General features: G+C 37.3%; 12 protein-coding genes. 4 read left to right on the forward strand and 8 right to left on the reverse strand.

The window, feature by feature from the left end; genetic code table 11:
• Positions 1-126: 126 nt before the first annotated feature.
• The 5 genes from ACHJH3_RS09445 to mqnE are packed head-to-tail and all read right to left on the reverse strand — an operon-like array spanning position 127 to position 4,829.
• Positions 127-783: a pilus assembly FimT family protein gene (locus ACHJH3_RS09445; protein WP_407064592.1), complete on the reverse strand. Its 657-nt coding sequence runs from the start codon at positions 781-783 to the stop codon at positions 127-129.
• A 1-nt stretch (position 784) separates the two neighbouring features.
• The gene (locus ACHJH3_RS09450) at positions 785-1,990 is read right to left on the reverse strand and encodes an ArnT family glycosyltransferase (protein WP_407064593.1); all 1,206 of its coding nucleotides are present in this window, start codon (positions 1,988-1,990) and stop codon (positions 785-787) included.
• A 16-nt stretch (positions 1,991-2,006) separates the two neighbouring features.
• Positions 2,007-2,447, reverse strand: a complete 441-nt coding sequence (locus tag ACHJH3_RS09455; RefSeq protein WP_172201328.1) for a phosphoribosyltransferase — start codon at positions 2,445-2,447, stop codon at positions 2,007-2,009.
• A gap of 11 nt (positions 2,448-2,458) precedes the next feature.
• Positions 2,459-3,751, reverse strand: coding sequence for an NCS2 family permease (locus ACHJH3_RS09460; RefSeq protein ID WP_407064594.1), 1,293 nt, complete (start codon positions 3,749-3,751; stop codon positions 2,459-2,461).
• Between the two features lie 13 nt (positions 3,752-3,764).
• Positions 3,765-4,829 carry an aminofutalosine synthase MqnE gene (gene mqnE / locus ACHJH3_RS09465; protein ID WP_407064595.1) on the reverse strand — a complete coding sequence of 355 codons (1,065 nt, stop codon included), beginning with the start codon at positions 4,827-4,829 and terminating at the stop codon, positions 3,765-3,767.
• Positions 4,830-4,889: 60 nt separating this feature from the next.
• On the opposite strand from mqnE, the gene ACHJH3_RS09470 reads away from it, so the two are divergent.
• Together ACHJH3_RS09470 and glmS are read left to right on the forward strand one after the other, a co-directional pair.
• Positions 4,890-7,430 (forward strand): HD domain-containing protein, encoded by a 2,541-nt coding sequence (locus tag ACHJH3_RS09470; RefSeq protein ID WP_407064596.1) that lies wholly within the window; start codon positions 4,890-4,892, stop codon positions 7,428-7,430.
• A gap of 2 nt (positions 7,431-7,432) precedes the next feature.
• Positions 7,433-9,244, forward strand: coding sequence for a glutamine--fructose-6-phosphate transaminase (isomerizing) (gene glmS, locus ACHJH3_RS09475; protein WP_407064597.1), 1,812 nt, complete (start codon positions 7,433-7,435; stop codon positions 9,242-9,244).
• Between the two features lie 51 nt (positions 9,245-9,295).
• Here the strand turns inward: glmS and ACHJH3_RS09480 are convergent, their stop codons facing one another.
• Positions 9,296-9,784: a DJ-1/PfpI family protein gene (locus ACHJH3_RS09480; RefSeq protein WP_407064598.1), complete on the reverse strand. Its 489-nt coding sequence runs from the start codon at positions 9,782-9,784 to the stop codon at positions 9,296-9,298.
• Positions 9,785-9,905: 121 nt separating this feature from the next.
• On the opposite strand from ACHJH3_RS09480, the gene ACHJH3_RS09485 reads away from it, so the two are divergent.
• Together ACHJH3_RS09485 and ACHJH3_RS09490 are read left to right on the forward strand one after the other, a co-directional pair.
• Entirely contained in the window at positions 9,906-10,271 is a 366-nt protein-coding gene (locus tag ACHJH3_RS09485) for an HIT family protein (RefSeq protein ID WP_407064599.1), read from the forward strand.
• Complete coding sequence (locus ACHJH3_RS09490; RefSeq protein ID WP_407064600.1) at positions 10,264-11,124, forward strand: cache domain-containing protein; 861 nt, start codon at positions 10,264-10,266, stop codon at positions 11,122-11,124. The genes ACHJH3_RS09485 and ACHJH3_RS09490 overlap by 8 nt, the downstream gene beginning before the upstream one ends.
• Here the strand turns inward: ACHJH3_RS09490 and ACHJH3_RS09495 are convergent.
• Positions 11,121-12,200: a sensor histidine kinase gene (locus tag ACHJH3_RS09495; RefSeq protein WP_407064601.1), complete on the reverse strand. Its 1,080-nt coding sequence runs from the start codon at positions 12,198-12,200 to the stop codon at positions 11,121-11,123. The genes ACHJH3_RS09490 and ACHJH3_RS09495 overlap by 4 nt on opposite strands.
• 28 nt (positions 12,201-12,228) lie before the next feature.
• Positions 12,229-12,897 (reverse strand): response regulator transcription factor, encoded by a 669-nt coding sequence (locus ACHJH3_RS09500; RefSeq protein ID WP_172201316.1) that lies wholly within the window; start codon positions 12,895-12,897, stop codon positions 12,229-12,231.
• Positions 12,898-12,900: the final 3 nt, after the last annotated feature.

Here is a 12,900-nt window from a genome sequence, read left to right on the forward strand (position 1 = left end):
AAGGTGGTTTCTTAATTCGTGAGCTGGAATTATATAAGAGCAAAGCTTAAAGGGAGGTTAAAAAATGTGCAAATAATAAAAACTTTTTCTTATTCTTATAAAATTTATTTGAGTTTTTTTGAAATACTATAACGTAGGCACGGTAGCTCTAGTAAAGCCTGTTTCTCTTTCAATAGTTATAGTACCAGTACGTCCATTTCGAGTAATTAATGATATAACACAATTTGCATTAAATAATCTATTATGCTGTCTCGTAGCTCCTTGCATAGAACCACTTGGACGTCCAAAATTATCAAAAGATATGGTCTGTGTTCCATTGGCTCCACATCCATTAAATGTAATATTTACTATATCAAATGTTCTAGTTAAATTTAAATTTTGTTTAATAGATGCAGCAGGATAACCCTGATTACCAAAACCTGAGGTTAACCTTTTTTGAGGATCCAATGGGTCTAGCGCAATTTGATTTAATGAGTTTGGATTACCACTATAGGCACCAGCGTCTCTAAAAATAGTATATCTCCACATTCCAGCAGGCTCTCCCGTAACTGTTCCACTATGAAACAATATCCTCCAATAACCTCTAAACCAATTGCTATCTGCCGTATTAAATCTATTATCCTGCATGGCAAGGTGTTGAGTGTATCTTATATGAGAGACAATCTGATCGACGGCTTCGGCAAGATTATCACGCTCAAGTCTTGGTATAGCCATCGCAGCTAAAATTCCTATAACAACAATAACAACTACAAGTTCAATCATAGTAAAGGCTTTTTTAAGCATTTTATCTCTCTTTGATATAGTTAAATTTAGCTATCGGCTTATTAAATTTTTCGATGACTATATTAGCATATTTTTCTTTTATAACTAAATTTATAAGTTTATCTTTACCACTTTCAATCCCATAGAATTTCAACCTAAGAGCCAGTCTGGTATCGCTTGTATTAATTTGCTCAAGACCAATTTCTTTAAATTCAAAAGCTAATTCTTTTGCCACATGATACTTATAAGCAAAATGTTTTTTTGGATCTTGTAAAAAACCATAAAGAATTTCATTAAACAAAACAAAACAGAAGCTAACCACCAAAGAGATGGCAGTAAATATGGCTAAAATTTTATAAAACCTCCTAAATAAAGGCAATCTAACCCTGTATGAGCTAAAAAAAACTCTCACCATCAAAGGAGTTGATATCACGCAAAACGGTAAAAAATCTTCAAGCTCAAGCCGCTGTCTCGAAGATAAAACTATACAAAGACAAAATGATGTAACGACAACAAACCAAAGCAAGCTCTTTTGCTCTTTAATCCAAATTCTATAGATAGTATATACGAAATAAAAAAATACAAAAGGTGAAAAAACAGCCGCAAATACGCTAACTGTATCTAAAAAATACCCCCTTGGCTTACCTCCTGTTTCAAAGCCGTGCAAATAAAAACAAAGTCCAAATAAAATCCCGCAAATCCAAGCCAGTCTAGCGTCTCTTCTAAAAATTCCAAAAATAAAAAGCGACAAGAAAAAAACCAAAAACGACCCGCTTATAAAAGCAAGAACAATCAAAAGCAGATAAAAAGCTAAAATTTGCCTATTTTGATAACAATACAAAACAAGCAAGGTTAGCATTATAACGATGCCAGCGTCATTTACCAAGATCGCCGAAGCTAAGACTCCCGGTAATAATATAAACATCGCTACGCTTATCACTCTATCAAATTTACGTTTTAAAATGGATTTTGAAACCTTATAAAGCAAAGCAACGCTTATAAGATGGCAGATCACAAAAGGAAGTCTTAAAGCATAGTCGTTTTGCCCGAAAATTCCGGTTGAAATTTTTGCAAGAAGGGCTGAAATTTGATCTGTATTATAAAAAATTTCAGCCTCGTAGTAGCTTATGCTAAGCGTTGAAATTCCATACGTCAAAAAAAGCACGTCAATAAAACATATAAAAAATATCAAAAACGTCTCAGAGCTTAGTACGGATTGCTTTTGCATTGTTTGCTTTATAAATTTATATATGAATATCCCAGAAAAACTCGACCCATTCGTGAGCTTCTTTTACCTTAAATTCAGGCAATATCAAAGCTTTTTGCTTGTAAAATACAGCCGCTATCTTGATATCAAGATGCGGATACATTTTTAAAAGCTCGCGCTTAATCTCAACCATACTCTCTCCGGTGTCGATAATATCATCCACCAGCAAAATTTTAGTATAGTTAGTCAAATCAGGCACGTTAAATATATCGATAGTATCAAGCTTTTTAGTCTCTTCATAGTGAATCGAATTTAGCGTAAAGAGGTTTCGTTTATTAAGTGCAACCGCAAGCGAGTGCCCCAAAGTAAGCCCACCTCTAGCTATAGCCAAAATCACCTCCGGATCAAATTCGCTTCTTATCTCCTTAGCAAGCTCTCTTACATCTTTTTCAAATTCTTCATACGGATAATAAATCATACTCTCTCCTTTTATTGAACCCAAAATACTATAAAACTAATAAGTGCAAGGACGATTACGCCGACATTTATATGCTCAAACTCTTTTCTTAAAAGCCTAACTATCAAATACGCCAAAAATCCGCAAGATAGTCCATTGGTAATCGAGTAAGTAAGTGGCATAATAACTACTATCAAAAACGCGGCAACGCTTATGGCGGGATCTTTGAAATTCACATGCGCAAGCTCGCTAAACATAAGCACGCCAACCATTACAAGCACGGGATACACTGCATTTGAAGGGATGGCTTTAAAAAGAGGAAGCATAAAAATAGTAAGCACAAACAAAAATCCGCAAAATACCGCAGTAAGACCTGTTCTGCCGCCCTCTTCCACACCGCTTGCACTCTCTACGAACGAAGTTGTAGTACTAGTTCCCACCAAAGACCCCACTACCGTAGCTACGGCATCGGCCTCAAGAGTCTTTTCAAGCCTCTTTATGCCTTCATCGCTATGCTCATCAAATATACCTGCTCTATTTCCTACTCCGGCAAGCGTTCCTACCGAGTCAAAAAGATCGGTTACGAAAAATGTAATAATAACAGGCAAAAGAGCAAGAGAAAATGCGCTTGCTATATCAAGCTCTAAAAATATAGGTGTTATAGATGCAGGCTCTGAGAAAAATTCTTTCGGATAAGGGGCGATTTTAAAAACCCATGCGATTATAGAAGTAGATAGTATGGCAAGGATGAAAGCCCCTTTTACTCTCCAAGCCCAAAATGCGATAACAAAAAGCAGTCCTATGAGACCTAGCATTACATTTGTATCTTTTAAATTTCCAAGCCCTACGAGCACGGCGTCGTTATTTACGACTATGCCCATTTGCTGAAGCCCAATGAAGCTTATAAATACGCCTATACCCGCACTTATAGCTCGGCGAAGGTCGATAGGGATTGATTTTATAACCCAAATTCTAAAATTAGTAAAAGAGAGCGCTAAAAATATAATACCCGAGATAAAAACCACTCCAAGCGCAGTCTGCCAAGGAATTTTCATGCCTATCACAAGACCGAAGGTAAAATAAGCGTTTAACCCCATTCCGACACTCATCGCAACAGGAGTATTCGCCCAAATTCCGTTAAGCGCGGTTGCAAAAAATGTTATAAGCGCAGTCGCCGTTATAAGCGCGTCCATAGGCATACCGGCTTGACTCATGATGATAGCATTTACCGGCACGATATACATCATCGTTAAAAACGTCGTAAGTCCGGCATTTAGCTCTTGCTTGACGCTAGTGCCGTGCTCCTTTAGCTTAAAATAATCCATTCTTTCTCCTCTTTTAATAAATTTTTAACTCATTATAAAGACTATCGCGCTCTACAGGAATGAAACCTGAGCTTTTTATAAGCTCTATGAAGCTTTTCATGTCCATTCCTCTTGCGCTTTTTGCGCCTGCTGCGCTTTGAATGCTCTCTTTTTGGATCGTGCCGTCAAGATCGTCTGCGCCAAATTCTTGCGCAACCATCGCCAAATTTATCGTAGAAGTAGCCCAATAAGCCTTTATGTGAGGCACATTATCAAGCACAAGACGCGATATAGCCATAGTTTTTAAAATTTCAACCGAGCCTATAAATTTGCTAACTTTTATAAAATTATTATCGCGCTGATAGACAAGTGGAATAAAGGCGTTAAAGCCTTTTGTGATATCTTGCAAGTCGCGAATTCTAAGCATATGATCGATCCTGTGAGCTTCGTTTTCCACATGACCAAAAAGCATTGTGGCGTTGCTCAGCCTTCCTTTTTCATGCCAAATTTTATGAATTTTAAGCCAGTTTTCGCTACTTACTTTGCCTTTGCAAATTTTAGCCCGAATTTCCTCGTCAAATATCTCGGCTCCGCCTCCGGGCATGCTATCTACACCGTATTCGACCATCTTTTCTACTACTTCTTCATAGCTTAAGCCGTGATGACGAGATAAGAAATCAACCTCTGCCGCAGTTAGCGCTTTGACGTGCAAGTCAGGATAGTTTTGCTTGATTTTTCTAAAAATTTCAAGATACCACTGCCAGCTTGTATGAGGGTTGTGCGCCGAGACGATATGTATCTCCTTGGCACCGTTTTTTACGCTGGTAGCGACATCTGCCATAATTTCATCGTGACTCATCGTGTAAGGATTTGGATTTTTCCTATGCGAAGAAAAAGCGCAAAATTTGCACACATCAGCGCAGATATTGGTCGGATTTATGTGGCGATTAACGTTAAAAAAAATCTTCTTGCCGTGCATTTGCTTGCGTTTAATATTGGCGAATTTGCCGAGAGTAAAGAGATCAAGCTCATAAAGCTTTAAACACTCTTTGCGAGAAAGTCTATCGCCGCTTTGTAGTTTTTCAATCAAATTTGTCAATTTTACTCTGTCCGTTTTTTGGAAATAATAGAGCGATTATAGGTAAAAAAAGCTTTGTTTTTGCAAAATTTTAGTATGATTTATGAAAATTTCAGAAAGGCGCGTATGCAAAAAACGGCTTTAAAGAAGGAAAAAATAGACTTTTTAGAGCTAAAAGAGAGATTTAAAAATTACGAGATAAATTTAAAACAAGAGCTTAAAAAACTACAAGGAAAAGGCTTTGTAAATTTCATCTCAAAAGAGAGCGATGAGCTTATAAAGCTCTGCTTAAATGCCGTTTTAAATGAAATTTTTGATGACTTCCTGCCAGATCTTGACAGAATTCCCATCTGCGTAATCGCAACTGAAAAATACGCTCAAAATTTAGTAAGCCTTAACTCCGTGCTTGAAATTTTAGTAGTCTATAAAAATTCAAGCGGATTTAACGTAAGGCAAATTTTAAAGCTCGTTTTAAAAGCTCTTAGCGAGTGCGGACTAAAATTAAATATCAAAACGGCAGAAGTCGGCGAGATAATAAAAAATTTTAAAAACGACTTCAAGGCCAAAGCCGCACTTAGCAAAATTCGATTCATAGCAGGCTCGAAATACATGTATAAGCTCACAAGGGCTGAAATTTACGTGGCAAGAGAGCATGACAGGCAAGAAAACTTAAAACACTATATGAAAATTTTTGGCGCGTTTAACGAGATAAAAAACCTTAATCAAGAGCCGAATTTAAAATCGGATTTTGGCGGAAGCGATGAAATTTATTATCTGACTTGCGCACTAAACGGCTTTGAAAACGAGATAAGTCTGCGCTCACAGATGCTTAAATTTATTGATGAAAAGGAGCTTAGCTCTTTAAATTTGGCGATTGATTTTATACTTTGCATAAAATCGGCTCAAAATTTACTATTAAATTCGGATCATTTTAGTTCGCAAAATTTAAGCCAGATAACGGCTTTAATGCAGACAAAATCCAAAAAAACGCAAGAAACAACTAGCATCATCTCTCAAAAACTGCTTAGCTGTATGCATACGGTGGGTATTTACGCAAGATATCTTACAAGCTCGTTTTACCGCTCAAATTTCACTAGCCAAGCAAGCTTTAACGAGCTAAAAACGGCAAGACTTAAAAATGGATTTTATAGAATCGAAAATACCGTTTACACTCCGCTCAAAAAGCGCCCTACAAGCTTAAATTCGGTGCTTTTAGAGCTTCTTGAGCTTGGAGATATGGACTATAAATTTGACATAAGCGCTATCTTTTACATAAAACGCGCAGTCGTAAAAAAAGGTGAAAGCGAAAAAACGCTTGCAAATTTTAAAAGACTCTTACAAAGAAACAACAGCCACTGCATAATAAAAGCGCTACTTGACGCTGGAATTTTGCTAACTATCGTAAAGCCGATGGAGCACACAAGACACCTTGCGGTATTTGACGGATATCATAAATTTAGCGTCGATGAGCACTGCGTAACTAGCCTTAAATTCCTTGAAAACATAAAAGATAAATTCATAAAATCCCTATACGACGAGCTTTGCGTAGAGGGCAAAACTATGCTAAAGCTGGTTGCTCTCCTGCACGATGTAGGCAAGGGCTTGCCGGGCGATCACAGTATAACGGGAGCAAATATATTTAGAGCCTACGCAATGAAGCTAAATTTAAGCGCAAAAGCCGTAAATATAGGCGTAACGCTGGTTAGATACCATACCCTTATGAGCGATACGGCAAACCGCGAAGACATCTACAATCAGCGAACTATTTTTAGCTTCATATCAAAGCTAAACGACAAGCAGACCCTAAAGCTGCTTTATATCCTTACTTACTGCGTGATAAATGCAACCAACGAGAAGCTTTATAATCCTTACATAGCAAGACTTTTGAAAGAATTTTATCTCATCTCGCTTGAGAGCTTTGAGGATGAAAATTTGCTTGATGAAGCGACAAGAAGGGCTAAAAAAGAGCATAGCATAAGGCGAAATCCGGAATTTGTAAAACTTAGCGAAAATTTAAAAGATAAGATATTTTCCATTCCTTCAAATTTACTCTTTATCAAGTATCAGCCTTCAGATATCATAAATATCGCAAATTTAGCGCAGTCTTCAAACGAACTAAGCGTATTTACGCAAAATCATCAAAATTTTAGCGTTAAGATTATCATAAAATCTCATCCTAGTTTGGCTTTGGCGCTTTCAAATTTAGCACATTTAGATCTTGCCTATATGGAAATTTTTGAACTGTTTGACGATAAATTTTATATAAGGCTTGAATTTAATAAAAATGTTCGCACAAGCGAGCTTGAAAGCGTTAGAAATTTAATCACGCTTTCGCTTGAAAGCAATAACAAAATCAATGTTTCAAAGCCGACAATACTAAAAGAGGAGCTTAGTTTTGATACTAATCATTCAAAAGATTACGCTAAACTTTGCATAAACGCAAAAGATCAGCGCGGGCTTATGGCTTACGTGATGATGGTTTTTGAAAATTTGGGTATAAAAATCGCAAGTGCAAGAATTCAAACTATCAAAAATCGCACGCGAAATCTATTTTTAATAGAGAAGTCAGACGTCGCGCCGTATAATGAAAATAAAATTTTAAATTTACTAATAAGTGAGTAAAAATGTGTGGAATCGTAGGATACATAGGCAATCAAGAGAAAAAAAATATAATTTTAGGCGGCTTAAAAGAGCTTGAATATAGAGGCTATGACTCTGCGGGAATAGCGGTAATGAGCAATGATGACATATCTTATTTTAAGGCCGTAGGCAAGCTTGAAAATTTAGTCCAAAAGTGCGAAAATTTTAGCTCAAGCGGCTTTGGTCTAGCTATCGGACACACGCGCTGGGCGACGCACGGAAAGCCTACCGAGATAAATGCACACCCGCATATCGGCGAACACTCTTTCGTGATTCACAACGGTATCATAGAAAACTATAAAGAGATAAAAGACGAGCTTGAGGCAAAAGGAGTTAAATTTCTAAGCCAGACCGATACGGAGGTGATAGTTCATCTATTTGAAGAAATTTTAAAAGAGAAAAAAGATGTTTTTGAAGCTTATAAGGCTACTATAGCACGCCTTGAAGGCGCTTATGCGATACTTTTAATAACCAAGCTTGAGCCAAATAAGATATTTTTCGCTAAAAACGCGGTGCCTTTAATAATCAGCAAAAACAAAGACGGCGAAGTATTTTTCGGCTCATCGGATGCGGCTCTTATAGGCACTTCAGACGAGGCTATCTATCTTGAAGACGGGATGTATGGCTACGCAAGGCTTAATGACATAAATATCTTTAAAAACGATAGCAAGTTAAATTTATCCTTCGTAAAACTGCCTCAAGATAAGGCTTACGCTCAAAAAGAAGGGTATAAATTCTTTATGGAGAAAGAAATTTACGAGCAAAGCAGCGTCGTTACCGAAACATTAATGGGGCGAATTAAAGACGAGCAGGTAAAACTCGAGGAGCTTCAAGAGGGCTTTTTAGAAGGTATTAGCGACATCATATTTTGCGCTTGCGGTACGAGCTATCATGCCGCGCTTGCTGCAAGCTACTTATATGAGCGCATCGCAAAAATTCGCGCTAAAGTTGAAATAGCAAGCGAATTTCGTTACCGAGAGCCGATTTTAAATAAAAGCTCACTATTTATCGTCATCTCTCAAAGCGGCGAAACGGCAGACACTCTTGAAGCGCTAAAGATAGCCAAAAATGCAGGACTTAAGACTATAGCTATCTGCAATGTCGATAACTCCTCTATCGTCCGACTTGCCGACACCGCGATACTAACTCGTGCAGGCATAGAAAAGGGAGTTGCCAGCACAAAAGCCTTTGCAACGCAAGTAATCACGCTTTGGCTGCTCTGCTTGCAAATTGCGCAAATTAGGCAAACGATAGATAAAAATATACTAAAAGACGAGATAAGAGCCCTGCTTCATATACCGCAAATTTTAAATATCAAAGATGATTTACAAGAAAAAATTCGTAGGCTTTCTAAGCATTACCTGCACGGACACGGATTTTTCTTTATCGGCAGGGATATCTTTTATCCGCTTGCACTTGAGGGCGCACTTAAGCTAAAAGAGATAAGCTATCTGCACGCAGAAGGCTATCCTGCCGGCGATATGAAGCACGGACCTATCGCGCTTGCCGATGAAAATCTATTTACGATCGCCCTGCTTCCAAAAACTACTCTTTATGAAAAGAGCAAAAGCAACGTAGAAGAGCTTGCCGCAAGAGACGCTTATATATTAGTTATAAGCCCTGAAGAGTTTGAATTAAGCGATGATTTTATCAAAACAAGCAAGCAGACTCATCCTATGAGCGAGTTTTTTGAGATGATGATAATCCTTCAAATTTTTGCTCTTGAGATCGCGGTTAGACTTGGAAACGACGTGGATATGCCAAGAAATTTGGCTAAAAGCGTAACGGTCGAGTAAATAACCATCAAAGCTAAAGCAGGACTAGAAAATCCGCTTTGGCTTTTAAATTTAGTTGATGCCTAAAATTTCAGCCAGCTTTTCTTTCGCCTCTTTACTCCACTCGCAAATCGTCAAAATTTCGTCGTTTTGACAAATTTTCTCTTCACTAAATTCGCAGTACTCTTTAAGCGCATTTTTATATCCCGCCCTTACGCAAGCTTTTTTGCCTTCTAAAAATCCCGCTCCTGCGTAGATGAGAGCCCCCAAATCAAAGGCTATTTTAAGATTTGTGCTTGATGCACTTTTAATCCAGCTTAAAAATATCTCATCGTATCTAAGCCCAAGCGCGCCCATACCGTCAGGCACTATCACGCAATCATACCCGTAAAGGCTTTCACCGTAAATTTCAGGCGAAATTTTAAGTCCATGCTCATCTACTATCTCGCTTTTAAAAGCGCAAATTTTCACGTTACTTCTTAAATCAGCCGGAAACATCTGCCAAATTTGAGCGAAACTTAATAAATTAATCTTATCGTAAATCACAATTGCCGTCTTCATAATTATTCCTTTTTGATAAGTATAGGTTTTAAAAGATTAAAATTCAATTCCGTTAATTTTAACCCTTTTCTTAGCCAAATAAACATAAAATAAAACCTAATTAGCAAACAAAGGCTTAGCTATGATATATCAAGATGATTTTATATTTATAGAGCGTGAAGAGAGCGAAATTCCTTGGATTAAAATTTTTACTAAAACTCCTTTTGTGGAGATTAGCGACTGCGATGAAAGAACTAGAAACAGGCTATTTGAAGCGCTACTCATCACCGAAAAAACTATGATAGAGTTTTATAAACCCAAAAAGATAAATATCGCAAGCTTTGCAAACTACGTCCCCAGAGTTCATCTGCACGTTATGGCGAGATTTCAAACCGATAGCTTTTTCCCGGAGCCAATGTGGGGCAAAAAACAACGCGAAGGCAAGCTAGATTTGCCAAGCTTTAGAGAATTTTGCGAAATTTTAACAAGAAAGCTAAAAAATGAATAAAAAATTCGCCTTCATAACCGCGCTAGCAGCATTTGCTTTGATGTGCTTTTTGATATTTTACTGGATAGAGTATGAAAAAGAGGTCGAGATAGAAAATATCAAAAAATTTCTTGACTTTCAAACGCAAATTCTAAACAAAAACATAGAAGAAGAAAAGCTCTCAGCAATGACGGTTGCAGTGCTTTTATCAGAAAGTGAAAATATCAAAAAGTGCTTTTTGGAAGATAATAGAACTCACTGCATGCATACTCTGCACGATTTTACTCATATGCTTGAAAAAGTGCCGACATTTAAAAACGTCAGATTTCACCTTCATACGCCCGAGCTAAAGAGCCTTGCAAGAAGTTGGATACCTATATATAACGACAATCTTTCAAGCTTTCGCTTTATGCTAAAGGAGGCTAAAAAAGGAGTCGTAGCAGGCATAGAGATAGGCAGAGCCGGAGCTCTTATAAGATCAGTTGCACCTGTTTTTAAAGATAATAAAATTTTAGGAAGCGTTGAAGTCTTGCTTGATTTTGGACATCTGAGCGAATTTTTTCTAGATCAAGGAGTTGATCTCTTTGTGCTGCTTGATAAGTCCTCAAGCTCGCCTTACCAGATAGAAGAAGAAAGCGGCATAATCCAAAACTACCATCTTATAAATAAAGAGTATGCAAATTTAAACGTCTTGCCGATACTAAAAGACATTGATTTTAAAGATAATCAATTTTACAAATTTGACAATCACAACTTCGCTATAAAGCCTATGATTGATTCTCAAAACAAGCGTATAGGCTACTTCGTGATATACTTTAACTCAAATCAAAAGGAGAGAAATTTATCGAAATTAAACATCTGGTTTAAAAACTAATCAAGCAGATGTTTTGAGTAAGGAGTGAATTTATAAGTAAATTTACTACCCTTGCCCAGCTCTGAAGTTACGCTATAGCCGACACTATTTTTCACACAGATACTTTGGACGATATTTAACCCAAGCCCAAAGCCCCCCTGAACTCCCTCGTCTCTAACGTAGCGTTTCCAAATTTTATTCGTATCTTTTATCCCTTCGCCAAAGTCCTCCACTTCAAATATAATCCAATCGTCTTCAAGCTTTAAAGTTACGTTTATAACGCTTCCCGGAGAGCTATATTTAACCGCATTGCTAAGGTTATTATCGACTATCCTGCCTGCTTCTATCTTGCTCATAAAAATTTTTAGATCAGGTTCTATAAAGTCGTAAATTTTAATGTTTTTTGACATAGCAAAGCCTCGCATATAGCGCGCTCTTTCAAGACAAAATTCGCTGAAATTTAAAATTTCGGGCGGAAAAAGTATGTAACTGTGTTTTATATAGTACTCGACATCTTCATAGGTTATTTGCATCTGTTTTAAGGCTGAGCGCATTCTGGCCGTGTATTTGTTGTCGATATTAAGCATTTCTAAATTTATGCCGACTACTCCAAGTGGGGTTTTAAGCTCGTGCATAGCATCATTAAAAAAGCTGTTCATATATTTTTTAGCGTCTTTATAGGGCTTTATACTACTTACAAAAGACAGATAAAGAGTGAAAAAAACAACTATCAATATAAACACAAGCATTAGCGTAGCTATAAAAAATATCCTTGCACTGTTTTGTTTTTTGGATATTACAAGATAGTAAATTTCATCTTTTATCTTAAGGTAACTTTTGTAAAAGAGATAGCCGTTTTCCTCTTTGGTGATGAATTTTAGATTTTTTGGCGTGATGTCTAAATTCGAAACGATCTTTTTTTCTCTCAGATCAAATATCGCGTATCGATATATTAACGATGAGGGAACAGCTTCGTTTCTTTCTAAATTTTGGCGAATTTCGCCCTCATACTCCATAAGCTCAAAGATATTTTTAGAGTATTCGTCTTTCATGCTTAAATTTATAATCTCATAGCTTTGAAACAAAAAAAGAGTCATGATCGCCAAGGTGGCGAAAATAGGGATTTTAAGGCTTTTTAACATTAATCTTATAACCAAGCCCGCGAGATGAAACTATGAAATCAGCCTTGGTTTTTTGACGAATTTTACGCACGTGCATACGAACATCTGCAGGATCTACATCCTTGTCGCCCCAAACTTCCGCGCGCAGAGTTTCAAGAGAAACGAAGCTGTTTTTGTGATACAGCAAACACTCTATAAGCATTATCTCTTTTGCGCTGATATCGATCACCTCGCCTTCAAATTTAAGCTGCTTTTTAATAAAATCAAAAACAAATCCACCCTCTATCGCGAGCAAATTTTTATCGTCCGTTCCGTGATATTTGCGCATAAGCTCATTTACTCTAAATTTCAGTTCGGCTAGCTCAAAAGGCTTTTTTAGATATTCGTTGCAGCCAAGCTCATAACCTACGGCCATATCATTTATATCTACAAGCGAAGTGGTTATCATAATGGGGGTTTCAAGACCGATGTCTTTTGCGTATTTTATAACTTCGTGTCCGCTTATATGCGGAACTTTGATATCAAGTATGAGCAGGTGGTAGAAGTTATTAGCGATCTTGTCGCAAGCCACCTGCCCGTCTGGCGCCTCGTCAACCTCATAGCCTAAGGCCTGAAGATACTCCGAGACGCTCTCTCTATAATTAAAATCATCCTCTAAAAGTAGGATTCTCACTTC

It is taken from the genome of Campylobacter canis (genome assembly GCF_045504005.1).
Lineage (GTDB): Bacteria > Campylobacterota > Campylobacteria > Campylobacterales > Campylobacteraceae > Campylobacter_A > Campylobacter_A canis.

Excerpts from the sequence above, each read along its gene's own strand:
- ACHJH3_RS09460 (WP_407064594.1), bottom strand. The coding sequence starts at position 3,751 with ATGGATTATTTTAAGCTAAAGGAGCACGGCACTAGCGTCAAGCAAGAG.
- ACHJH3_RS09450 (WP_407064593.1), bottom strand. The coding sequence starts at position 1,990 with ATGCAAAAGCAATCCGTACTAAGCTCTGAGACGTTTTTGATATTTTTT.
- ACHJH3_RS09490 (WP_407064600.1), top strand. The coding sequence starts at position 10,264 with ATGAATAAAAAATTCGCCTTCATAACCGCGCTAGCAGCATTTGCTTTG.
- ACHJH3_RS09495 (WP_407064601.1), bottom strand. The coding sequence starts at position 12,200 with ATGACTCTTTTTTTGTTTCAAAGCTATGAGATTATAAATTTAAGCATG.
- ACHJH3_RS09485 (WP_407064599.1), top strand. The coding sequence starts at position 9,906 with ATGATATATCAAGATGATTTTATATTTATAGAGCGTGAAGAGAGCGAA.
- ACHJH3_RS09455 (WP_172201328.1), bottom strand. The coding sequence starts at position 2,447 with ATGATTTATTATCCGTATGAAGAATTTGAAAAAGATGTAAGAGAGCTT.
- glmS (WP_407064597.1), top strand. The coding sequence starts at position 7,433 with ATGTGTGGAATCGTAGGATACATAGGCAATCAAGAGAAAAAAAATATA.
- ACHJH3_RS09445 (WP_407064592.1), bottom strand. The coding sequence starts at position 783 with ATGCTTAAAAAAGCCTTTACTATGATTGAACTTGTAGTTGTTATTGTT.
- ACHJH3_RS09480 (WP_407064598.1), bottom strand. The coding sequence starts at position 9,784 with ATGAAGACGGCAATTGTGATTTACGATAAGATTAATTTATTAAGTTTC.